Here is a 22,564-nt window from a genome sequence, read left to right as displayed (position 1 = left end):
GGTCATCACCCCTGTGCAATCTGGAGGACAACGGTGTCCGAGGCAACCACTCCACGCTTCCGCTCCGTCCTCGACCGGTTCGTGGCTTACAAGCCCGGCAAGGTCGTGGTGTCGCCCGAGGGCCGCTCGTACAAGCTGTCGTCCAACGAGTCGCCGCACGGCCCGCTGCCGTCGGTCGTGGACGCGATCGCCGAGGCGGCCCGGAACGTCAACCGCTACCCCGACAACAACGCGACCGCGCTGACCGAGGAGATCGCCGCGTTCTGCGGCGTCCCCGCCGACCACGTCGCGGTCGGCTGCGGCTCGGTCGGGATGACGCAGATGCTGCTGGAGGCCGTCGCCGAGCCGGGCGCCGAGGTCGTGTACGCGTGGCGGTCGTTCGAGGCGTACCCCCTCCTCGTGTCGCTGTCGGGCGCGACGGGCGTCCAGGTGCCGCTGAAGGACGAGACCCACGACCTGGAGGCGATGGCCGACGCGATCACCGACCGCACCCGGCTGGTCTTCGTCTGCAACCCGAACAACCCGACGGGCACGATCGTCCGGCGCGCCCAGCTGGAGGCGTTCCTCGACCGCGTCCCCGCCGACTGCCTGGTGGTGCTGGACGAGGCGTACCGCGAGTACATCCGCGACGACGAGGTGCCGGACGGCCTCACCCTGCGCGGCGACCGACCGAACCTCGCCGTCCTGCGCACGTTCTCCAAGGCGTACGGCCTCGCGGGCCTGCGCATCGGCTACCTCGTCGCGCACCCGGACGTGGCGGGCGCGATCCGCAAGACGTTCCTGCCGTTCAGCGTGAACTCCGTCGCCCAGGCCGCCGGCATCGCGTCCCTGAAGGCCACCGACGAGCTGATGGAGCGCGTCGAGGGCACGGTGAAGGAGCGCGACCGCGTCCGCGGCGCCCTGCTCGCCGACGGCTGGACGGTCCCGCCGACCGAGGCGAACTTCGTCTGGCTGCGCCTCGGCGACCGGACGATGGAGTTCTCCGACGCCTGCGACGCCCACGGGGTGAGCGTCCGCCCGTTCGCCGGCGAAGGCGCCCGGGTCTCCATCGGCTCCCCGGAGGAGAACGACGCCTTCCTGACCGTCGCCAGGGCCTTCCCCCACCGCAACTAGGGACGACCGGCCGCCGTCACCGTGCGGCGCATGGCCGGGGCGGGAGCAGCGTGGCGGCCCGGGATGGCCAGGGCCGCCACAGCACCGGCCAGCGACAGCAGACCGCTGATCGCGGTCGCCGCGACGTACCCGTCGGTGAACGCGCCCGGCCCCGCGTAGCCGCCGGCCTGGCCGAACACGAGGGCCAGCACGGCGACGCCGAACACGCCGCCCAGTTGGCGTCCGGTGTTGAACACGCCGGACGCCTTGCCGATCTGCTCGGGCCCGACCGCGTTGAGCACGGCGCTCTGGGCGGCGAGCATCGCCGTGCTCACGCCCGCCCCCGCGATGAGCATGGGCGCGATCAGCTCCCAGTACGGCACCGAGGGCGTCGCGACGAGCGCGAGCCAGCCCATCCCGGCCGCCTGCAACGCCAGGCCCGCCGCGGCCAGCGGCCGGGCCCCGACCCGGTTCACCAGCCGTCCCGCCCCGGCGGCCACGAGCGAGACCGAGCCGGACCACGCGAGCAGATGCACACCGGCCGCCAGCGGCTCGTCACCGCGCCCCGTCTGGAAGTACTGCGCGGCGAAGAACAGCGAGCCGTACAGAGAGGCGTACAGGAAGAGCCCGGCGGCGTTGCCCGCCGCGAACCCGCGCAGGCGGAACAGCCCCAACGGCACCATCGGCTGCGCGGCGGCCCGCTGCCAGACCACGAAACCGACGCCGCAGACCACACCCGCGACCAGCGACCCGGCGACCTCGACGCTGCTCCATCCGGCGGCCTGCGAGCGGACCAGCCCCCACACGAGCCCGAGCGCGGCGCCGCTGACCAGCAGCAGTCCGGCCGCGTCCACCCGGGCCGCGCCGCCGCGGCTCTCCGGGATCCGGCGCAGCGCCAGCGGGACGACGACCAGGCCGATCGGCAGGTTCAGCCAGAAGATCCACTGCCAGGCGAGGCCCTCGGTGACGGCACCGCCCACCACCGGCCCGGCGACGACCGCGAGCCCGGTGAGCCCGGCGAAGAGCCCGAGCGCCTGCGGCCGGTCCTTCGGCGGATAGGCGGCGCTGAGCAGCGACATCGCCAGCGGCATCACCAGGGCCGCGCCGGCGCCCTGCACCGCCCGCGCGCCGATCAGCCAGCCGACGCCCGGCGCCAGCGCGCACGCCACCGAGGCCGCGGTGAACAGCCCCAGCCCGAGCGTGAACACCCGCCGCCGCCCGAACCGGTCGCCCAGCACGGCGCCGGTCATCAGCAGGACGGCGAAACTCAGGCTGTAGGCGTTCACCGTCCATTCGAGCTCTTCGATCGAGGTGCCGAGATCCAGCCGGATCCGGCTCAGCGCCGTCGCCACCACGGTGCCGTCCAGCGCCACCATCACGGAGGCCGCCGAGGCGAGCCCGAGAACCCATCTTCTGTCCATGTCCGTACCGACCGGCGGCGCGGCGGAATCGGCCGGGCACGACCCGACGAATACGCCCCCGCACGGGTGTCCGTACAAGCGAGGGAGGCGTATCACATGACCATGGTCGAACAGCCGCATGACGAGTTCGCGCGCTTGACCGAGCCGTTCCGGCGCGAACTCCTGACGCACTGCTACCGGATGCTGGGGTCGGTGCAGGACGCCGAGGACCTCGTCCAGGAGACCTACCTGCGGGCCTGGCGCTCGTACCGCGACTTCGAGGGACGCGCCTCGATGCGCACCTGGCTCTACAAGATCGCCACCAACGCCTGCCTCAACGCGCTGCGGCACAGCAGCCGCCGCGTGCTGCCGGCCGGACTGGGCGGCCCGTCCACCGACCCGACCGCGCCCAGCCCCCGCGACACGGAGGTCCCCTGGCTGGAGCCGATCCCCGACGCGCAGGCCGACCCGGCGGCCATCGTCGCCGGACGGGCCGGGCTCCGCCTGGCCCTGATCGCGGCCCTGCAACACCTGCCCGCGCAGCAGCGGACCGTCCTGATACTGCGCGACGTACTCGCCTGGCCGGCCGAGGAGGCCGCCGACGTCCTGGGCGTCACCCCGGCGGCCGTCCACAGCGCCCTCCACCGGGCGCGCGCCCGCCTGGATCGCCTGGAACCGGCGGCAGACGAGATCGCCGAACCCGCCGAACGAGAGCAGCGCGCCCTGCTGGACCGCTACGCCGACGCCTTCGAACGCGCCGACATCGCCACGCTGACCAGGCTGCTCACCGAGGACGCGGTGTGGCAGATGCCGCCCAACCCCGCCTGGTTCGCGGGCCGCGACAAGGTCATCGGGCTGCTCGCGGCCAGACTCCGGGCCAAGCGCGTCCGCCTGCTCCCGCTCCGCGCCAACGGCCAACCGGGTTTCGCGATGTACGTGGACGGAGAGGCGTTCGCCGTCCAGGTCCTCACCCTGCGCGGCCCGTCGATCGCCGCCGTGACCGCCTTCCACGACCCCGACCTCCTGGACCGCTTCGGCCTCCCAGCAACAATCGCCCCTCGGTGACATCTGCTCAGCACCACTGACAGAGCGGCGAGCGCGGTGGCGATGTCGGTGAGCATGTCGGGGAGCCGGGGCGCATCGGCGCCAGTTCGTTGCGCGAATTATCGAAGGTGCCCGGTGTTAGCCTGGCCATGTGGCTGAGCAAGAAGATGGGCGGATCGGGGTCGTGGCCGCGCTCGTGCGGTCCTCGTTCCTGGTGAACGCGGTGTACGCCGAGTCGGGCCGGGAGTACGGGGTGACCCCGCAGCAGGGGCAGTTGCTCTGCGTGCTGATGTCGCGGTCGTACGGCATGAGCGAGCTGGGCGCGATGCTGCGGCTGGCCAAGTCGAGCCTCACCGGGCTGGTGGACCGCACCGAGCGGAACGGCCTGGTCAGGCGGGAGGCGGACCCGCGGGACACGCGAGCGGTGCGGGTCGCGCTGACCGAGCGGGGCGCGGAGCTGGCCGGCGAGTTCTACGCCGAGACCTGCCGGCGGATCGACGAGCTGCCGGCGGGCCTCAGCCCGGAGGAGCGCGAGCTGCTCGCCCGCCTGCTGGGCCGGATCGTTCTCGACAATGAGGCCCCACTGGTCTTCAAGGAACCGGAAGAGGGGACGCCCGCAGTCTGAGCCGAAGCCGTTTCCGTGGTCGTGGTCTTGTTGTTCGTAGGACGAACTGTTATGGTTCGTACTACGAACTTAAGCCTTCGTTCGTGACGTGTGCGGCCTGCGCGAGGAGTGCGAGGGCGGTGCGTCCCGTGGCGCGAAGACGCCCTGGCTCGGCCGGACGCGGTGTTCTCGGCGCCTGGGCCGAGCACGGGCGAGCGCGCGCTTGAGGCGTAGGCGTGGTGAGGGCCCAAGTGAACGAAAGGCACGGCAATGACCGCACATGATGTTGTTTTCGGTTTCGGAGCGCACAGCACCTTTGACGACCAGCCCGCGCTGATGCGCATGGTGGAGCGGGCCGATCGGGACGGGTTGGACCTGTTCTCGCTGTCCGACCACCCCTACCTCGGTGAACGGCTCGACGCCTACGCGTCCATCGGCTTCCTTCTCGGACGGACGAAGCGCATCGCGGGCTTCGCCAACGTGACCAACCTGCCGACCAGGCCCGCGCCCATGCTCGCGCGGACGGTGACGTCGCTGGCCGCGCTGTCCGGAGGCCGCGTCGTCGTCGGCATGGGCGCCGGCGGCCTCTGGGACCGCATCGCCGACATGGGGGTGCCGCGGCTCTCCCCGGCCGAGGCGGTGGACGCCTTCGAGGAGGCGATCGTCCTGGTCAAGAAGCTGTCCGGCGGCGGTCCGCCGGTCACCTTCGCGGGCCGCCACTACCGGGTGGACGGGATCGCGCCGGCCCCGGCGGCCGCGCCGCCGGTGTGGACCGGGTCCGTCGGCCGCAAGTCGCTGGCCGCGACGGGCCGGGCGGCCGACGGCTGGATCCCCGGCCACGCGGCGGACTGGCTGAGCGAGCGGTACCGGACGTCGCGTCCGGTCATCGATGAGGCGGCCGCGGCGGCGGGCCGCGACCCGCACGAGATCCGCACGGTCTTCAACTTCCCTGGGCGCATCACCGATCGTCCGCTGCCAGCCACCCGGGACGACGCCGGACGCTGGATCGGCGGGTCGGCCGAGCAGTGGGCCGAGGAGTTGACCGGTGCGGTGTTGGAGCACGGCGCGTCCGGCTTCATGCTCTTCTCCCCGGACGGCGGCACGCCGGACGCGGCCTCCCTCAAGCGCTGGGCGGGGAAGGTCGTTCCGGCGGTGCGGGAAGCGGTCGCCAAGGAGAGGGGCTGAGCGGTCTCGCGCCGTGACGGGCTGATGAAGCGCGGGGCTGCGCTCCATCAGCCCTCACCGTCACGTCGTCTTGGCGGGGCCCAGTTTCTCCACGATCAGGCGGTACAGCTGGCGAGGGCGGCCCGGCTGCGGGGTGCGGTTCGGGGGGAGCGGCCAGGCCAGGCCCTCCTCGACCAGGGTGCGGAGCAGGCGGCGGGCCGTGCGGGGGGTGACGCCGAGCATCTTGCCGGCGTTCTCCGCGTCCACGATGAGGGGCTGCTCCTGGTCGCCCAGCTTGTCGGCCAGGCGGGCCAGGATCTCCAGGCCCTTCGGCTTCGCCTGCGGCTGGGTGCGCGGGGGCGTGCGCGGAGCGGGGACCAAGGCGCGGCCATCGCGGTCCAAGGCGAAGCCCTGCGCGCGCTGGGAACTCTGGGAACGGGCCAAGGCAGCGCGGGCGTGGTTCTCGGCTTCGTGGGCCGTGCGGCCCATGCCGATGCCCACTTCTATGGCGAGGCCCAGTTCCTCACGGACGCGCTCCACGAAGGGCGGTGTGCGGAAGCCCTCGGTGGACGTCGTTACAGAGCCGCGTGTGGCGATGACCAGGTAGCTGTGGTCGTCCAAGGGCCAGACCGAGGCGTTCATCCGGTGCGCCTCTTGGAGCAGGACGCGGTGGAGCGCGAGCTTCAGCTCGTCCCGCCAGTAGCGGGGCGTGACGCGGCGGGGTGTTTCGCGGAGGGTCGGGACGTCCACCAGGACGACGACGAGCTGCGACTCTTCGAGGCGGTGGTGCGCGCCGAGGAGCGCGGCCGTCTGGAGGGAGCTGCGGATCGCGGCGCCGGTCGGGCGGACGCGGATGGTCGGGACGCCCGCCATCTCCATCCGCTCGGCGGTCGCGTGCACGCAGGTCATCGCGACGGTGGTGGCGCCGCGCCGCCACAGCCGCTCGTGGAACGCGGCGAGCGTGCCGGGGCCGGCGGCCTCCTCGCGCAGGTGCACCTGCTCGGTGCCGAGGCTGATCTCGGAGTACGCCTCCTCGACCTCGGCGCGGCCGAGCACGTCGATGCTGACCCGGGCCGGGTCGAAGCGCTCGTCGAGGGACGCCCGCAGCAGCGCGCCCTGGAGGGCGGCGCCGTTCAGCGGGACGTACGTGGCGGGCATGGTGAGCACGCCGGCCTTGCGCGCGAAGTCGTAGGGGACGGGGCTGGCGAACAGGCAGACGTCGACGCCCGACCCCAGCCGCACGACCTTGTCGGCCGCCTCCTGCTCGTCCCGGTACGCGGCGGCCACCAGCCGGCTCGGTACCGGGGTGGGGCCGTGGCCCATCAGCATGACCCGTTCGACGAGGTCGTGGGGGCCCACGACGCCGATCGTGAGATCGGGCGTGACCGACCCCGTGCGTGCCGCCGTCATCGATGATCGCTCGCTTCCGGTCCGTCCTCTCGGCGGGGGCACCGCCCCGACCACCTGTCCGCGCACGTCTCGCCCAACGGTTGACTCATGGCTTGTCGCCCCTGCCTTCTGACCCAGCACCGCGTTCCGTGCGATTCGCCTTCCCGCGGCCCCTCCCGCCTCCGCGGAGGCGGACGGAGCCGTCCCGTGGGCCCCGCCCCCAGCGGACGGAGGCCCTCTGCCTGGCAGATCGGGTCAAGGCGACGAGATGTGACGCCCAGACGCGAAATCGAATCAAGAGTGCGGCGAAAAAGTAACCTACGCGACCCCCTGGTCAGTAATTTGTCACCATTCGGGCAGTCTCGATCCAGCATCTTCGGACGTCCGAAGTTGAAAAACAAGACCCGAAATCATGGCGAAGGGCCCCTCCTGACGCTCTCATGTACAGGAGGGACCCCTGCGGTGCCGGTTTGGTTTACCTGGGGGCCGAAATACGGACGTGTCGATGTCGACGGCAGTCGAAAGACGCGTGATCCGTCCGGGCGGGTCCAGTGATCATCGCCGGCGCTTTATCACCGGATGACGAACCGGCCGGATCCGGCGCGCTTTTCGGGATTCCTCCCAGGTCAGGGCGCCGGTCCGGCGGTGCGTGCGAGAAGGGGCGGCGGCGGTGCGTAGTCGTCCGGTAACGCTTGGCTCCGGAAATTCCAGTCCGGGCGTTACACGCCCCGTCAGGTGCGAACCCGGAGTTGGTCAGGGCGGGGCCACATTCGGCCGCTTCCGGGCCCGCGAGGGGCTAGCCCTCCTCGCGGACGATCTCCGCGCCGAGCTGGGACAGCCGCTCGGCGGTGTGGGCGTGCCCGCGGTCCAGGTAGTAGGCGGAGGTGATCGTCGTCTCGCCCTCGGCGGCGAGGCCGGCCAGCACGAGCGCGCTGCCGCAGCGCAGGTCGTGCGCCTCGACCTCGGCGCCGCGCAGCGGACGCGGGCCGTTGACCTTGGCGCGGTTGCCGTCCACCTCGATGTCGGCGCCCATCTTGCGCAGCTCGTCGGCCAGCTTGAACCGGCCGTCGAAGATCCGCTCGTAGATGTAGGACGGCCCCTCGGACAGGCACGACAGCGCCATGATCGGGGACTGCAGGTCGGTGGCGAAGCCCGGGTACTCGTCGGTGATGACGTTGATCGGGCGGAGCGTGCGGTCGCGGCGCACCTGCAGGACGGCGCCCTGCTGGTGGAACTCGACGCCCATCTGCTCCAGCTTGTCGGCGGCGACGCCGAGGTGCTCCAGCGAGGCGCCGACGAGGCTCAGCTCGCCGCCGGTGATCGCGGCGGCCATCACGAACACGCCGGCGTCGATCCGGTCGGGCATCACGGTGTGCTCGACGGCGGTCAGCTCGTCCACGCCCTCGACCGTGATGAACCCGGTGCCGCCGCCGCTGATCTTGGCGCCCATCGCCTGCAGGATCGCGATGTTGTCGAGCACCTCGGGCTCCAGCGCCGCGTTCTTGATCAGCGTGGTGCCGTGCGCCAGCGCCGCCGCCATGATCAGGTTCTCGGTGCCGGTGTGCGAGGGGGTGTCGCAGTACAGCGTCCCGCCGCGAAGGTCGCCCGCCTTGATGTGGATGATGCCGTCGCCGTTGTCGGCCACCTGCTCGGTGACCGTGGCGCCCATCCGCTTGAAGCCGTTGTAGTGGAAGTCGAGGTTGCGGCTGCCGAGATTGCAGCCCCCGACGCCCTCGATGACCGCCTCGCCGAGGCGGTGCAGCAGCGCCGGGACGAACAGGAACGAGCCGCGGAACCGGGACGCGATGTCCGCGGGCAGGACGGGGCTGTTCAGCGACGAGGCGTCGATGACCAGGGTGCGCTCGGTCTCGTGCAGCTCGGCCTTCGCGCCCACGGCGCGGGCGAGCTCCACGGCCCGCCGCACGTCCTCGATGATCGGGACGTTGCGCAGCACGGTCCGTCCCTTGGCGGCCATCAGCGAGGCGCCGATCATCGGCAGGACGGCGTTCTTCGCCCCCTGGATGAAGACCGTGCCGTGCAGCTGCCGGCCGCCGCGCACGCGGTAGCGAACCTCGTGGCCCATGCTCATGCCGCCTAACTCCTTCTCGGGTGCGGGTAGGTGCCTGCGATCAAGTGGGAGCACGAGGGCCGAGCGCGCCGAACGGTGTCCCCCCTCTGCGCCAACGCGACCCCAGTAAACCACCGGCTCGGACATGTGCCGTCCGGTCCGCGCCACCCTGGCGCCAGTCTGCTAGGTGAGACCTCCGCGACACGTCAAAAGTTCGCACTCCCCCAGGAAATTTCCCAAGGTGAGCCTAGGGGCGGCGCATCACCGCAGGGACGGTTATCGTGATCATTCATGGACGAATCGCCCGGCTGGGACGCCATCGACGCCGCCCTCCGCCCGCTCTACGGCGACACAGAGCCGTACCATCTCGGCACCATCCACAAATGGGCGCTGGGCGGTCCGGACCCGCTCGACGGGATCAGCATCTACGCCCGGATGGAGCCCGTCCCGCACTGGCATTTCGTGTCCTACGGCATGACCGAGCTGTACACGAAGGAATCGGAGGACCCGGACGAGTCGGGCTGGGGCTTCGAGTTCACGTTCCGGCTCGCCCGCGACCCCGCCGAGGAAAAGCCGCCGGTGTGGGCGGCGAACCTGCTCCAGAACCTCGGCCGGTACGTGTTCACGTCCGGCAACTGGTTCGAGGCCGGTCACCACATGAACGTCAACGGGCCGATCGCCGCCGACCGCGACGACTCGGAGATCCGCGCGGTGACTTTCGTCCAGGACCCGGAACTCGGCGAGATTTCCACGCCGCACGGCAAGGTCGTGTTCCTCCAGGTCGTCGGGCTCGCGATGGAGGAGTACGACGCGCTGCGCCGGTGGAACGCCGACGGGCTGACGGCGGCGCTCGCCCCGCATCTGCCGCTCTTCGTGACCGACATCGACCGCCGGTCCCTGCTGGCCGACCCCGAGGTCGCCCGCGCCGTCGAGGAGGGCATCGCGCGGGACGGCTCCAGCGGCGGGATGCTGTACGTGTCCACGGCGCACTGGGAGCGCGACGGCGGCTCCACGACACTGCGGCTCGGCGCGCTGCAGGCCCCGGCGATCGCCGACTCGCTGCGCGGCCGCCTCCCGTTCGGGCGCGAGCTGGTCCTGCGGACCGAGGACACGGTGATCGCGTTCCTGCCCGCGGACGCGTTCGCCGTCGCGGAGCCCGAGGAGGGCGTGCTGGAGGTGCACGTGCCCCCGGCCGCGCTGGACGACCTCACGGCCGCGATGCCCGCCGCTGCGGGCCGCACGGCGATCGCCTCGCTCCCCGGGCTCACCGTCGAGATCGTCCCGACCGCGATGAAGGACCGCTACGGCGAGGAGACCGGCGAGGTCATCGGCTGAGCCCTAGCCTGGGCGGGCCCTCAGCCTGGTCGGCCTCAGCGGGCTTCCAGGACCTCGACCTCGTCGCCCACCGTGAGCGTGCCCAGAGCGCGCGGTACGGCGTTGTAGCCGAACTGGATGCCGCGGTCCCGGCTGCGGTAGGCGGCGAGCGTCCGCAGCGGCTCACGGCCGCGCTCGGCGGTCTCCTGGTCGGTCGTCGTGATGAGGCACCGGGTGCAGGGCTTGACCATCTCGATGACCGCCTCGCCGACGCGCAGCAGGCGCACGTCGTCCTCGCCGTAGGGGCCGAGGCCCTCGACGACGAGGCTCGGACGGAACCGGTTCATCGGGAGCGGCTCGTCCAGGCGCGTGTTGAGGTCGTCCAGGGACTCCTCAGAGATGATCAGCAGCGGGTACCCGTCGGCGAACATGACCTCACCCCCGCCCCTGGACGTCTCCCTGCGGCCGGTGAAGCGCACAAGGCGGCACTCTTCGCCGAGGTACTCCGAGAACCAGGCCGCGGCCTCGTCGCCCTGGTCGATGCCCAGGCAGTCCTTGCGCTGGACGCGGACGTCCCGGACCTCGCCGTGGTCCACGGCCTTGTGGACGAACGGCGCGGCCCCGGAGGTGCGCACCGCCAGGACCTCGCCGTCGTAGGACGGGCGCAGCAGCGCCATCCGCGCGAACTCCCGCTGCGACAGGTAGCGGCCTCCGGGGCTGACGAGCATGAACTCGCGGTCGAACGGCAGCCCCCGGGCCGTCAGCTCGGCGCTGCGCAGCGCGGTGCCGCCGCCGCTCTTGAGCGGGTAGGCGTTCAGCTCGGTCAGGGTCCCCTTCAAGGCCCCCTCCTTGGTCTCAGCTCAGGTCGGCGAGCCGGTCGAAGACCGGGCCGAGGCGCTCGACGAAGCGCTCCGGGCGGCAGACCTCGTCCAGGCGCTTCTCGTCCAGCGCCAGGCCCGCCTCCGAGGCGTGCTCGCGGAGCGTCTCGCGGAACGGCGTCCCCGTCTCCCAGGTCTCCATGGCGGCCTTCTGGACGAGCGGGTACGCCTCGTCGTCGCGGGACATGCCCGCCTCGACCAGCTCCAGCAGCACGGTCGAGGTGTAGATCAGGCCGCCGGTCGACTTCAGGTTCTCCGTCATCCGCGCCTCGTCCACCACGAGCCCGGACATCAGCCGGTTCGTGAGGTTCAGCATGTAGTCGAGCGCGATGGACGCGTCCGGCAGCGCGATCCGCTCGGTGGACGAGTGCGAGATGTCGCGCTCGTGCCACAGCGGGATGCCCTCCAGCACCGGGACGATCTGCGCCCGCACGATCCGCGCCATCCCGGCGAGCCGCTCGGAGATGATCGGGTTCTTCTTGTGCGGCATCGCGGACGAGCCCTTCTGGCCCTTCCCGAACGGCTCCCACAGCTCGCGGACCTCGGTGCGCTGCCCGTGTCGCACCTCCAGCGCGATCGCCTCGCACACCGTCGCCATGATCGCCAGCGCCGACACCCACTCGCTGATGCCGTCGCGCATCACGACCTGCGTCGACACGTCCGCCGGCCGCAGGCCCAGCTTGCGCGCCACGTGCAGCTCGACCGCGGGGTCGATGTTGGAGTACGTCCCGACCGCGCCGGAGATCGCCATCACGCCGACGGCCTCGCGCGCCCGGCGCAGCCGGTCCCGCGAGCGGGCCATCGCGAACGCGAAGTCGGCGACGCGGTGCCCCCACACGTCGGGCTCGCCGTGGATGCCGTGCGTCCGCCCGACCCGCAGCGTGCCCTTGTGCGCCAGCGCGTGGTCGCGCAGCGTCGCGACGAGCGTGTCGGCCTTGGCGAGCAGGATGTCGGTGGCCTCGGCGAGCTGCAGCGCGAGCGCCGTGTCCAGCAGGTCGGACGACGTCATGCCGAAGTGGACGTACCGGGCCGCCTCGCGCGGCTCGGTGTTGTCCGCCCACGCCGACAGGAAGGCGATCACGTCATGCTGCGTGACCGCCTCGATCGCGTGCACCGCCTCCGGGGTCGGCGGCGGCGCCTTCCGCACGGGCTCGACCACCTCCGGCGGGATGGTGCCTGCCTCGGCGTGGGCCTCGACGACGAGGACCTCCACCTGGCACCACAGCTCGTACTTGTGCGCGTCGCTCCAGACGCGCCCCATCTCCGGAAGTGTGTACCGCTCGATCACCCGACGATTGTCCCATTACCCAGCGACGACGTTGCGCGCGGCCTTCTCGGCGATGTCGGAGCGGTGGTGGGAACCGCGCAGCGAGATCTTGGAGACGGCCTCGTAGGCGGCGGCGCGGGCGGCGGCGAGGTCGGGGCCGGTGCCCACCACGTTCAGGACGCGGCCGCCGCTCGCGACCAGGCGGCCCTCCCCGCCCGGCTTCGTGCCCGCGTGCAGGATGTAGGCGCCCTCGACCTCGGCGGCCTCGTCCAGGCCGGTGATCTCGTCGCCCTTCACGGGGGCGGACGGGTAGCCCTCGGCGGCGACGACGACCGTGACGGCGGAGCCCGGGTGCCATTCGGGACGGAACTCGGGGTCGAGCCCGCCGATCGCGCACGCCTGCAGCAGCTTGGCGAGGGGAGTGGCGAGCCGGTCGAGGACGACCTGGGTCTCGGGGTCGCCGAAGCGCGCGTTGAACTCCACCACCCGCACGCCCTTGGACGTCAGCGCCAGACCGGCGTACAGGGTGCCGACGTAAGGGATCTCACGGCGGCGCATCTCGTCCACTGCGGGCTGGACGACCGTGGACATGACCTCGTCCACCAGCTCTGGGGAGATCCAGGGGAGCGGCGTGTAGGCGCCCATACCGCCCGTGTTGGGGCCGTCGTCGCCGTCGTAGGCGCGCTTGAAGTCCTGTGCGGGGAGCAGCGGGACGGCGTGCTGGCCGTCGCACAGCGCGAACAGGGAGACCTCGGGGCCGTCGAGGAACTCCTCGATGACGACGCGCTCGCAGGCGGAGGCGTGCCGGGACGCGGCGTCGCGGTCCTCGGTGACGACGACGCCCTTGCCGGCGGCGAGACCGTCGTCCTTCACGACGTAGGGCGGGCCGAACGCGTCGAGCGCCTCCTCGACCTGCGCGGTCGTCTCGCAGACCCGCGCGTCGGCGGTCGGCACCCCGGCCGCTGCCATGATCTCCTTCGCGAACGCCTTGGACGCCTCGATGCGGGCGGCGGCGCGGTCCGGGCCGAAGCAGGGGATGCCGCGCGTGCGCAGCGCGTCGCCCACCCCGGCGACCAGCACCGCCTCGGGGCCGATGACGACGAGCTCGACCCGCAGCCGTTCGGCCAGCTCGGTCACCGCCGTCGGGTCGCACGGGTCGAGCTGGTGGTTGTCCGCGATCTCGGCCGTGCCCGGGTTGCCCGGGGCGCAGTGGAGGGCGGTGACGGTGGGGTCGCGGTGCAGGGCGCGGGCGAGCGCGTGCTCGCGGCCACCCGATCCAAGGACGAGTACTCGCACGTCACGCGAGCTTACAGATCCGGGCGCGCGCGGGGAGGGCGGGCATAAGCCCCGGCGCCGCGGGCGTTGGGACGACTGAGGTGACCGTCACACCCCGGGCGCGTGAACCTCGCCGTTATGGGCAGCGTCCTAAATGTCGGCTGGTAAGCTGCGACGGGCTTGACCGCCCGGTGTCGAGGTGTGTGAAAGGAGGTGGTCGGGATGAGTCCTGGTGATACTTGCAGTTCGCCGGAAAACCCTCACAGTCCGCACAGGACTGTTCCTCCGTCCGCCTCCGTCTGGCGCCCGGCCGTCGCCTTCGCGCGCTCCCTTCGCTGATCAGCCTGGGTTGAGCGCGCGCTGCGCGCGTGTGGCCGGCGGGTTAGGAGCACCTCATGGCCATGACACGAGTCCGTCCGGGCCGCGCTCTCTTCAAGACGCGCGGCCGCCCCAGCGGCGTGCAGGCTCCGAACCGCGATTCGGCCGTCATCGACTGGGCCGCCTACATCGACGGTCACCGGGTCTGCACCGACACCGTCGCCGACGCCGTCCGGATGATCCGCGACGGCCGGCTGACCCCCGGCGGCGACAGCGCCGGCTTCGTGTGGGTCGGGCTCCACGAGCCGTCCGCCACCGAACTCGCCGACATCGCCGAGGTCTTCGGCCTGCACCCGCTCGCCGTCGAGGACGCGATCCACGCCCACCAGCGGCCGAAGCTGGAGCACTACGACGACGTGCACTTCGTCGTGATGAAGACCGTCGGCTACGTGCCGAGCGAGCCCGGCGGCGCCGAGGTCGTCGTGACCGGCGAGATCATGCTGTTCTGCGGGCCCGACTTCGTGGTGACCGTCCGGCACGGCACCCACGGCGAGCTCGGCACCGTCCGCCGCGACCTGGAGCGCGACCCGGCCCGGCTCGCCCTCGGCCCGGCCGCCGTCCTGCACGCCGTCGCCGACCGCGTCGTGGACGGCTACGTCGGCGTCGCCGACGCCGTCATGGAGGACATCGACGAGGTCGAAGAAGCCGTCTTCTCCCCCGAGCGCACCGACGAGTCGCGCCGCATCTACCGCCTCAAGCGCGAGGTCATCCAGCTCAAGCGCGCCGTGGGGCCGCTCGCCGGGCCGCTGCGCAACCTCTCCGGGCGCCGGTTCGTCCCCGCGGAGATAAAGGAGTACCTGCGCGACGTCGAGGACCACCTCACCCGCGTCCGCGAGCAGGTCGAGTCCTACGACGAGCTGCTCAACCCGATCCTTCAGGCGCACATGACCCAGGTCACCGTCGCCGACAACAAGGACATGCGCAAGATCTCCGCCTGGGGCGCCATCTTCATGGTCCCCACCGCCATCGCGGGGGTCTACGGCATGAACTTCAAGTTCATGCCCGAAACCCAGTGGCACTACGGCTACCCGCTGATCCTCGGCGTCATCGGCCTGGCCTGCCTGTCTCTCTACAGGGGCTTCCGCCGCAACGGCTGGCTCTAGACCACGCCTCTCGACCGTTCGCCCGCCTAGACCGCAGCCAGGACGTCCTGGAGGCGGTCTGGGTAGTCGGTGACGATGGCGTCCACGCCGTACTCGATGAAGCGGACCATGTCGTCGTGGTCGTTGACCGTCCACACGATGACCGGCAGGGCCAGCGCGTGGGCCTGCTCCACCAGCTCCGGCGTGGTGATGGCGTGCTCCGGCGAGACGGCGGTCGCACCGGCCGCGAGGGCGGCGGCGACCGGATCGGCCGGGGAGAGGCCCGCCAGCCAGGCCGTGCCCGGGACGAGCGTCTTGCGCTCCATCAGCGCCACACGTCCCAGCTCCGGGTAGTGGCTGCGCGCCTCGGCCAGGATGCGCCAGTCGAACGCCAGCAGCCGTGCACGACCGGCCAGGCCATGCGACCTCAGGATGTCCACCACGACGGCGGTGAAGAGCTCGACCTCTTCGTCCGTCCATGTCGGATCGGTCTTGAGTTCGACGGAGAGGGCCACCTCCGCCTCCGGGGCGAGCAGCGCGCACGCCTCGGCCAGCGTGGGGATGCCCGTGCCGGGCATCCCCAGATGCGCGCCCGCGTCCACCGTGCGGAGCTGCGCCAGCGTCAGCTCCCGGATCGGCCTGCCCACGTAGGGGAAGTCGGGGTCGTCGGGCTGGGCGGGGCCGCGGTCCACGAGGTTGCGCGCCGACAGCACCTGGTCGTGGTTCAGCACGACCACGCCGTCCGCGGACAGGCCCACGTCCAGCTCGATCGCGTCCACGCCCAGGTCGAGGGCGTGGACGAAACCGGGGAGGGTGTTCTCCGGGCGGAGGCCGCGCGCGCCCCGGTGCCCGTGCACCTCGACGGTAGAGATCACCGCACGCACGTTACCGTCCGTGACTGAACGCCGGGTGAAGAACGTCAGGCAAGGGGGCGGAGGGAGAGTGTCTGGTCGCGGCCCGGGCCGACGCCGATGGCCGAGATCTGCGCGCCGGACATCTCCTCCAGCGCCCGGACGTACGCCTGCGCGTTCGCCGGCAGGTCCTCGAACTTCTTCGCGGCGGTGATGTCCTCCTGCCAGCCGTCCAGGTACTCCAGGATCGGCTTGGCGTGGTGGAACTCGGTCTGGGTGGTGGGCAGCTCGTCGACCCGCTCGCCGTCCACGTCGTAGGCGACGCACACCGGGACCCGCTCCAGCCCGGACAGGACGTCCAGCTTCGTCAGGAAGTAGTCGGTGATGCCGTTGACGCGGGTCGCGTACCGGGCGATGACGGCGTCGAACCAGCCGCAGCGGCGGTCGCGGCCCGTGGTGACGCCGTACTCGCCGCCGGTCTTGCGCAGGTACTCGCCCTGCTCGTCCAGCAGCTCGGTGGGGAACGGCCCGGAGCCGACGCGGGTCGTGTACGCCTTCAGGATGCCGATCACGCGGGTGATCTTCGTGGGGCCGACGCCGGAGCCCGCGCACGCGCCGCCCGCCGTCGGGCTGGACGACGTCACGAACGGGTACGTGCCGTGGTCGATGTCCAGCAGCGTGCCCTGCGCGCCCTCCAGAAGGACGACCTTGCCGTCGTCCAGGGCCTTGTTCAGCACGAGCGTGGTGTCGGCGACGAACGGCTTCAGCCGCTCCCCGTAGGCCAGGTACTCCTGGACGATCGGGCCCGTCTCGATGCGGCGCCGGTTGTAGACCTTCGTCAGGACCTGGTTCTTCTCGCGCAGCGCCAGGTCGAGCTTCTGCGTGAGGATGTTCGGGTCGAACAGGTCCTGGACGCGGATGCCCATCCGGTTGATCTTGTCGGCGTAGGTGGGGCCGATGCCCCGCCCGGTCGTGCCGATCCGGGCCTTGCCGAGGTACCGCTCGGTGACCTTGTCGAGGGCACGGTGGTGCGGCATGATCAGGTGCGCGTTCGCCGAGATCATCAGGCGCTCGCAGGAGATGCCGCGCTCGCGCAGGCCGTCGATCTCCTGGAGCAGCACGGCCGGGTCGATCACCACCCCGTTGCCGATCACCGGGACGACGTCGGGCGACAGGACCCCGGACGGCAGCAGGTGCAGCGCGTAGCTCTTGTCGCCGATGACCACCGTGTGGCCGGCGTTGTTGCCGCCCTGGTAGCGGACGACGTAGTCGACGTCCCCGCCGAGCAGGTCTGTTGCCTTGCCCTTGCCCTCATCTCCCCACTGGGCACCGACAAGAACGATGGCAGGCATGCCACTCTTCCTTCCCACGACGAAGGCCCCGGTCGCCGCAAGCGCGAAGGGGCCTCTTGCGATCAAAGCGTACCCGCACCTCGGCCGCAAGGAAACCGGAGCCAGGTCCGCCCCGCTGGTCAGCGCCCCGGACGGCGTGCGGCGCGGCGCTCGGCACGGCGCGGCCAGTAGTTCTCCGCGAACAGTTTCGCGACGAGTTCGCCGCGGCTCGTCACGCCCGTCTTGGCGAACACCGCCTTGACATGGTCGCGGACGGTATGTGGGGAAATGACCAGCTCAGCGGCGATGTCGCCGGTCGCCAGGCCCCGCGCGACCAGCTGGGTGATCTCCAGCTCGCGGGCGGACAGCCCGTACGCCTCCGCGATGACCGGCGCCATGTCGGAGCCGGTGGCGGGCTGGACGACCACGGCGGTCGGGCCGGGCCCGCCGCCGGGGGCGCCGTCCAGGCAGGAGGCGTGGACGACGAGCCACTGGCCGTCGCGGGCGCGGATCCGGATGCGGGCCGCGCCGCGGTCGTGCCCGGCGGCGACGGCGCGGGCCTGCGCGGCCGTCCCGGCGAGCCAGACCGGCAGGGGCGGGCCCAGCGGGGACGGGACGGTCGGGCCGTCCGGGAGGCGGTCGAGGTGGTGGCGGGCCTCGGCGTTGATCGAGATGGGCGTCCCGGCCGCGTCGAACAGGATGAGGCCGGGGTCCTGCGCGGCGGCGGGCTCCGCCGTCCGGACGGGCCGGGCCAGCTCCCGCAGCCGGTCGGCCAGCGGTGCCGAGAGCCCGGCGACCAGGGAGATCTCCGCCGGGCCGAACGGCTCCCGGCCCTTCTCGCGGAACAGGCTGACGACGCCCCAGGGCCGCCCGCCGGTCCGCAGGACGGCGCGGAGCTCGTCCCCGACGCCCTGGCGGTCGAGGAGCTTGCGGAACTGGGCGCTGCGCGCGGGCAGCCCGTCGGTGCCCGCCGCCAGCCCGGCGGCGGGGACGGCGGCGCGGGCCAGCTCACGGAACGGCAGCACGGTCTCCTCCAGGAGCGCGCACTCCCAGTAGGCGAAGCAGTCCTCGCCGCGCCCCAGGTTCTCCACCCGCATCGGCGCGGTGACGAGCCCGGTCTCGGGGTCGGTGGCCGACCAGGCCGCCGCCTGGAAGCCGACCAGCCGTCCGAGCCGCGCCGAGGCGGCGGCGAAGAGGTCCGACGCGTCCCCCGCGCGTGCGGCCGCGTCGAGGAGGGCCCGCCGTTCCCGCTGGTCGATCATGGTTTCAGTCTGCCCGCCGGGCCGCGCCGCCGTACCCCCTCAGACGGGGGATTCCGGCGTGGGCGGGTCCCCCGCCCCGCGGGATGGGCCGGGCGCGGCCGGGCGGCGAGGCTCGGCGGCATGGACATCGCGATCATCGGGGCGGGCGCGGCGGCCGTCGCGCTGCTGGACGCCCTCGACCCCTCGGACGTGCGGACCGTCACCGTCTTCGACCCCTCGGACGCGCCATGGCGGGGCCGCCCCTACCGGACCGACCTGGACTCCGTCCTCGTCAACGCCCCACCGGCGATCATGTCGATCCGGTTCGGGGACCGGGAGCACTACGCGCGCTGGCTGGACGGGCGGGCCGCCGACTACACCGACGAGCGCCTCGGCAGCCCGATCCCGCCCCGCGCCGTCTACGGGCGGTACCTGGCCGACACGGCCGAGGCCGCACTGGCCCGATTCACCAACACGGAAGTCATTTCTTCGCAGGTGACCGGTGTGTCCCTCGAAGGCCGTCCGGACGGCCGCCCGACCGTCCGGACGGCCGACGGGCGGACTCGGACCGCCGACCAGGTCGTCCTGTGCGTCGGCGGCGGCACGCCCCGCGACCACTACGGGCTGGCGGGCGCGCCCGGCTTCACCGCCGACCCCTACCCGCTGGAACGGACCCTCGCGGACATCCCGTCCGGACGGGACGTGGCCGTCATCGGCGGCGGCCTGACCGCCGTCGACATCGTGGTGTCGCTGGCCGCGCGCGGGCACACCGGCCGGATCAGCCTGGTGTCGCGAAGCGGCACGCTCCCGTTCGTCTGGCAGCGTCCGGCCGAGACGAACATCCGGCACCTGACGCCCGAGCGCCTGCGCGCCCTGGAGGGCCCTGTCAGCCTCGACGGATTCGCCGACCTGATCCGCGCGGAGCTGGCGGACCGCGGTGAGAGCTGGGACGACCTGGCCGCCTGGATCGCCGCGGCGATGCGCCGGGACCCGGCCGAGAACCTGCGCGAGCAACTGGCCCTGGTGGACGCCCCGCAGCTCGGCCGCCGCATCGTGCAGGAGGCCGCGCACACCGCCGGCCCCCTCGCATGGCGGCTGCTACCGGCGAGCGACCGGGAGCGGCTCCGCGCCCGCCACTTCCGCACGGTCACGAGCCTGGCCTCGCCGATGGTGCCCCGCAACGCCGCCGTGCTCCTGGAGCTGTTCGAGGCGGGGACGCTGGAGTCGCTGTCCGGGATCGAGAAGATCGAGGCCGGCCGCCGGTTCCGGATCACGCACGCGGCGGGCGTCCGCACCGCCGACGCCGTGATCAACGCGATCAACCCGCCGCCGCACGCGATCCCCCGGGCGGCGGAGGCGCTCGCCTCGTCCCTGCTGGCCCAGGGCGCCGCGCAGGACCCGGACGGCGGCCTCGCGATCGACCCCGGCACGGGCCGGCTCCTCCTCGGAGACCGCCCCGATCAGCGCCTGCACGTGGTCGGCGACCTGGCCGGCGGAGGGCCGTTCCTCGTGTCGGGCGTTCCGGGCGTGGCCGCCCGGGCGCACCGGGCGGCCCGCTCGATCAGGAGCCGTTGAGGGCGTCGGCGGCCGCGGGGCTGCTGTCGCGCAGGAACGCCTTGCAGCGCTCGGCCTCGTCCTCCTCGCCGATGGCGGCGGCGGCGCGGCCGAGGGCGTGCAGGGCGCGCAGGAAGCCGCGGTTGGCCTCGTGCTCCCACGGGACGGGCCCGTGGCCCTTCCAGCCGGCCCGGCGCAGCTGGTCCAGGCCCCGGTGGTAGCCGGTGCGGGCGAAGGCGTAGGAGTCGATGACGGAGCCGTTGGCGAAGGCACGGTCGGCCAGCTCGGCCCACGCGCCGGGGTAGTCCGGGTGGCGCGCGGCGACTTCGAACGGGTCGACGCCGTTCTCCAAGGCCGTCCGGGCTTCGGTGTTGTCCGGGAGTTCGGTCGGAGGAGGGCCGCCGAGCAGGTTCTGGGTCATGCGGGCCATCGTAAGCAGGCGCGACGCGCGCCCGGCAACCCGGGGCGCGGCACGAGGGACCGGGCCCGCGGGCGGCGGGACGAGTGCGCGGACGCACCCCGGAGCCGAGGCGCGCCCGCGCGCATGGCGTCCGTTACTTGGTGGTCTTGAACAGGGACGAGACCAGGTCGGTCAGCTTCGGCGCGGCGGTGGCCGTGGCGGCCTTGGTCCGCATGGTCGGGAACAGTTCGGTGTAGCTCTTGCTCGTCAGGTACATCTGGAAGTTCGCGGAGTTCTTCCCGGACGCCGACGGCAGCCCGGAGCGGAAGTCGACGAGCCAGCCGAGGAGCCCGCAGCTGCTCGCGGGCACGGAGAACGTCGTGTCGTTCATCTTCATGGCGATCGCGTTGTCGAACCACTCGACGGAGTCGCCGTCGCCGATGAGCCTGAGCGAGACCGGCGCCTTCTTGGAGCCGATGTAGCAGTCGTCGCCGAGCAGGTCGTTCTTGAGCTTGATCCTCATGTCGATGGTGGAGGCGTACTCGCCCTGGTCGGTGGTGAAGAGGCTGAAGTTGCCGACGTAGTTCGTCTTGACCTTGAGGCCGAGCAGCGGGAGGGTCTCCGATCCCGGGATGCCGAGCGCGCCGCCGGGCACGGTCATCGCCTTCGACCGCATGCTCACGAAGATGTTGATGGGCTCGGAGGTCGCGGGGTCGAAGCCGCCCTGCATGGTGATCGAGATCGGCTCGGTGATCTCCTGCGTCATCGAGCCGAGCTTCATGGTGCCGCTGCCGAGGACGATGACCGCGCACTGCCAGTTCGCGGGGTCGGCGCCGACGGGCAGCTGGTCGGGGCAGTCGCCGAAGTCGAAGGTGACGGGCGCGTTCTCGCCGGGGGCGGCGGCCGCGGGCGCGGCGCCGAGGGCGAGGACGGCGCCCGGCACGGCCAGGGCGAGCGCGGACAGCAGGCGGGCGGAGCGGCGCAGGGACCGCAGCCGGGCACGGGGGAAGGTCTTCACGGGGGTGGGGGTGCCTTTCTCGCAAACGCCCCGAGCGGGCGCATGAGAACGTTCCAAGCGCCTGCAGCGTAAAGATCCACTTGCCTCCGCTTCAAGATCCTTTTGCCCGACAGGAAGCTACTGGCCAGTATCGGCCGCCCGGCGCGGCGCACTCACGCCAGGGCCTGCGCGGGCATGGGCAGCGGCAGGGTGAAGTGGGCGGCGCCGCCGTCCAGGCTGGAGCGGGCGGCCGGCCACCCCCGGTGGACGAACTGGATCCCCTGCCGGTTCGTCAGGATCACGTCCGCGTCGAACTCGGTGATGCCGCGCCGCGCGGCGAGCTGGGCGAGGTAGCCGACCAGCGCGCTGCCGAGCCCGCGGTGCTGCCAGGGGTCGGTGACGAGGACGGCGACGTCCGCCCGCCAGGGCCGCGCGGAGTCGCGGACGTACTCGGCGATGCCCGCGATGTCCTCGCCGTCCAGGCCGACCATGGCCTCGCGGTCCCAGTGGTCGAGTCGGTCGAGCATGCCCACGTAGTAGTCGGGGATGTGCGGCGTGCCGGAGAAGAAGCGCGTGTAGAGGCTGGCGGCCGAGAGCCGGTCCGACATCCGCCGCACGCGCGGCCCGTCGGTGATCCCGTACGGCCGGATCCGCACGTCGGCGATGCCGTGGACATCGAGTTTCTTCATGCAACTCATTGCAGCGCAGAAAGTTGCGTGAAGCAACCCAAATCTCGGTCAGGCGGCGGGGCCGGGCCGCGGATCCACATCGGACGGCCCGAGATGCGCGCCGCAGGAATCGCACGTGAAGTCCGGCGCCAGTGCGCCGTCGCAGCCGCGGTGGCCGATGATCAGCGGCGGGCCGTCCGGCGCGTAGTGGCGGTCGCCCCACATCAGCAGGGTCATGACCGCCGGCCACAGCTCCACGCCCTTGCGGGTGAGCCGGTACTCGAACCGCTCCGGCCGCTGCTGGTACGGGACGCGGCGCATGATGCCCTCGTCGCACAGCCGGTTCAGCCGGTCGGTCAGCACGTTGCGCGCCACGCCGAGCACGTCCTGGAAGTCGTCGAACCGCCGGACGCCCTGGAAGGCGCTGCGGATCACCAGCATCGTCCACCGGTCGCCGACGACCTCGAGCGACCGCGCGACGGAACAGTTCTGCGACTCGTACGTACGCGGTAGTGCCACAAGTTCGACCCTACCCGAGTTGCATGAAGAAACGGGCCCCGGGGGGAA

At 72.2% G+C, this 22,564-nt stretch carries 20 protein-coding genes; 7 read left to right on the top strand and 13 right to left on the bottom strand.

The annotated features are described in order from the left end of the window. The first annotated feature begins 33 nt into the window (after positions 1–33). Positions 34–1,113 carry a histidinol-phosphate transaminase gene (gene hisC, locus ACGFI1_RS38920; RefSeq protein ID WP_138636165.1) on the top strand — a complete coding sequence of 360 codons (1,080 nt, stop codon included), beginning with the start codon at positions 34–36 and terminating at the stop codon, positions 1,111–1,113. Here hisC and ACGFI1_RS38915 read toward each other — a convergent pair. Further along, positions 1,110–2,513, bottom strand: coding sequence for a DHA2 family efflux MFS transporter permease subunit (locus ACGFI1_RS38915; protein ID WP_392792701.1), 1,404 nt, complete (start codon positions 2,511–2,513; stop codon positions 1,110–1,112). The genes hisC and ACGFI1_RS38915 overlap by 4 nt on opposite strands. A gap of 96 nt (positions 2,514–2,609) precedes the next feature. On the opposite strand from ACGFI1_RS38915, the gene ACGFI1_RS38910 reads away from it, so the two are divergent. The 3 genes from ACGFI1_RS38910 to ACGFI1_RS38900 all read left to right on the top strand — a co-directional run bounded on the left by ACGFI1_RS38910 (position 2,610) and on the right by ACGFI1_RS38900 (position 5,325). Continuing rightward, positions 2,610–3,557 (top strand): sigma-70 family RNA polymerase sigma factor, encoded by a 948-nt coding sequence (locus ACGFI1_RS38910; protein ID WP_392792700.1) that lies wholly within the window; start codon positions 2,610–2,612, stop codon positions 3,555–3,557. Positions 3,558–3,687: 130 nt separating this feature from the next. Then, positions 3,688–4,161, top strand: coding sequence for a MarR family winged helix-turn-helix transcriptional regulator (locus tag ACGFI1_RS38905; RefSeq protein ID WP_392792699.1), 474 nt, complete (start codon positions 3,688–3,690; stop codon positions 4,159–4,161). A 249-nt stretch (positions 4,162–4,410) separates the two neighbouring features. Continuing rightward, a complete protein-coding gene (locus tag ACGFI1_RS38900) occupies positions 4,411–5,325 on the top strand; it encodes an LLM class flavin-dependent oxidoreductase (RefSeq protein WP_392792697.1) in 915 nt (304 codons plus the stop codon). Positions 5,326–5,385: 60 nt separating this feature from the next. On the opposite strand, the gene ACGFI1_RS38895 is transcribed toward ACGFI1_RS38900, so the two are convergent. Continuing rightward, positions 5,386–6,714, bottom strand: a complete 1,329-nt coding sequence (locus tag ACGFI1_RS38895; RefSeq protein ID WP_138636161.1) for a transcriptional regulator — start codon at positions 6,712–6,714, stop codon at positions 5,386–5,388. Between the two features lie 775 nt (positions 6,715–7,489). Continuing rightward, complete coding sequence (gene murA / locus ACGFI1_RS38890) at positions 7,490–8,776, bottom strand: UDP-N-acetylglucosamine 1-carboxyvinyltransferase (RefSeq protein WP_138636172.1); 1,287 nt, start codon at positions 8,774–8,776, stop codon at positions 7,490–7,492. A gap of 276 nt (positions 8,777–9,052) precedes the next feature. Here murA and ACGFI1_RS38885 point away from each other — a divergent pair, with 276 nt between their 5' ends. Beyond that, the gene (locus tag ACGFI1_RS38885) at positions 9,053–10,096 is read left to right on the top strand and encodes a suppressor of fused domain protein (protein ID WP_392792695.1); all 1,044 of its coding nucleotides are present in this window, start codon (positions 9,053–9,055) and stop codon (positions 10,094–10,096) included. A gap of 35 nt (positions 10,097–10,131) precedes the next feature. Here ACGFI1_RS38885 and ACGFI1_RS38880 read toward each other — a convergent pair whose 3' ends face one another. Genes ACGFI1_RS38880 through purD form a run of 3 tightly spaced genes read right to left on the bottom strand, consistent with a single transcriptional unit; the run spans position 10,132 to position 13,516 of the window. Beyond that, positions 10,132–10,914 carry an MOSC domain-containing protein gene (locus tag ACGFI1_RS38880; RefSeq protein ID WP_392792694.1) on the bottom strand — a complete coding sequence of 261 codons (783 nt, stop codon included), beginning with the start codon at positions 10,912–10,914 and terminating at the stop codon, positions 10,132–10,134. A gap of 16 nt (positions 10,915–10,930) precedes the next feature. Beyond that, entirely contained in the window at positions 10,931–12,241 is a 1,311-nt protein-coding gene (gene purB / locus ACGFI1_RS38875) for an adenylosuccinate lyase (protein WP_392792692.1), read from the bottom strand. Positions 12,242–12,256: 15 nt separating this feature from the next. Further along, the gene (gene purD / locus ACGFI1_RS38870) at positions 12,257–13,516 is read right to left on the bottom strand and encodes a phosphoribosylamine--glycine ligase (RefSeq protein WP_392792691.1); all 1,260 of its coding nucleotides are present in this window, start codon (positions 13,514–13,516) and stop codon (positions 12,257–12,259) included. A 374-nt stretch (positions 13,517–13,890) separates the two neighbouring features. Here purD and ACGFI1_RS38865 point away from each other — a divergent pair, with 374 nt between their 5' ends. Beyond that, positions 13,891–14,976, top strand: coding sequence for a magnesium and cobalt transport protein CorA (locus ACGFI1_RS38865; protein ID WP_392792689.1), 1,086 nt, complete (start codon positions 13,891–13,893; stop codon positions 14,974–14,976). Between the two features lie 26 nt (positions 14,977–15,002). Here the strand turns inward: ACGFI1_RS38865 and ACGFI1_RS38860 are convergent, their stop codons facing one another. The 3 genes from ACGFI1_RS38860 to ACGFI1_RS38850 all read right to left on the bottom strand — a co-directional run bounded on the left by ACGFI1_RS38860 (position 15,003) and on the right by ACGFI1_RS38850 (position 18,399). Beyond that, positions 15,003–15,830 (bottom strand): glycerophosphodiester phosphodiesterase family protein, encoded by an 828-nt coding sequence (locus tag ACGFI1_RS38860; RefSeq protein ID WP_392792688.1) that lies wholly within the window; start codon positions 15,828–15,830, stop codon positions 15,003–15,005. Positions 15,831–15,874: 44 nt separating this feature from the next. After that, positions 15,875–17,158, bottom strand: a complete 1,284-nt coding sequence (locus ACGFI1_RS38855) for an adenylosuccinate synthase (protein ID WP_386874338.1) — start codon at positions 17,156–17,158, stop codon at positions 15,875–15,877. Between the two features lie 119 nt (positions 17,159–17,277). Further along, the gene (locus ACGFI1_RS38850) at positions 17,278–18,399 is read right to left on the bottom strand and encodes a helix-turn-helix transcriptional regulator (RefSeq protein WP_386874339.1); all 1,122 of its coding nucleotides are present in this window, start codon (positions 18,397–18,399) and stop codon (positions 17,278–17,280) included. A gap of 120 nt (positions 18,400–18,519) precedes the next feature. Between ACGFI1_RS38850 and ACGFI1_RS38845 the strand changes: the two genes are divergently transcribed. After that, a complete protein-coding gene (locus ACGFI1_RS38845) occupies positions 18,520–19,953 on the top strand; it encodes an FAD/NAD(P)-binding protein (protein ID WP_392792686.1) in 1,434 nt (477 codons plus the stop codon). On the opposite strand, the gene ACGFI1_RS38840 is transcribed toward ACGFI1_RS38845, so the two are convergent. From ACGFI1_RS38840 to ACGFI1_RS38825, 4 genes are all read right to left on the bottom strand, one after another. Further along, positions 19,940–20,362 carry a DUF3151 domain-containing protein gene (locus ACGFI1_RS38840; RefSeq protein WP_138636151.1) on the bottom strand — a complete coding sequence of 141 codons (423 nt, stop codon included), beginning with the start codon at positions 20,360–20,362 and terminating at the stop codon, positions 19,940–19,942. The two genes, ACGFI1_RS38845 and ACGFI1_RS38840, sit on opposite strands and share 14 nt — an antisense overlap. Positions 20,363–20,486: 124 nt before the next feature. Further along, positions 20,487–21,350: a hypothetical protein gene (locus tag ACGFI1_RS38835; RefSeq protein WP_392792682.1), complete on the bottom strand. Its 864-nt coding sequence runs from the start codon at positions 21,348–21,350 to the stop codon at positions 20,487–20,489. A gap of 152 nt (positions 21,351–21,502) precedes the next feature. Next, positions 21,503–22,018 carry a GNAT family N-acetyltransferase gene (locus ACGFI1_RS38830; RefSeq protein WP_392792680.1) on the bottom strand — a complete coding sequence of 172 codons (516 nt, stop codon included), beginning with the start codon at positions 22,016–22,018 and terminating at the stop codon, positions 21,503–21,505. Positions 22,019–22,066: 48 nt separating this feature from the next. Further along, positions 22,067–22,516, bottom strand: a complete 450-nt coding sequence (locus tag ACGFI1_RS38825) for a winged helix-turn-helix transcriptional regulator (protein ID WP_301173755.1) — start codon at positions 22,514–22,516, stop codon at positions 22,067–22,069. Positions 22,517–22,564 lie beyond the last annotated feature (48 nt).

Origin of the sequence: Actinomadura geliboluensis, from assembly GCF_043197915.1 — a bacterium.
GTDB classification, from domain to species: Bacteria; Actinomycetota; Actinomycetes; order Streptosporangiales; family Streptosporangiaceae; genus Spirillospora; species Spirillospora geliboluensis.
Note: the sequence above shows the minus strand (reverse complement) of the source record. Positions and strands in the feature narration are given on the sequence as shown.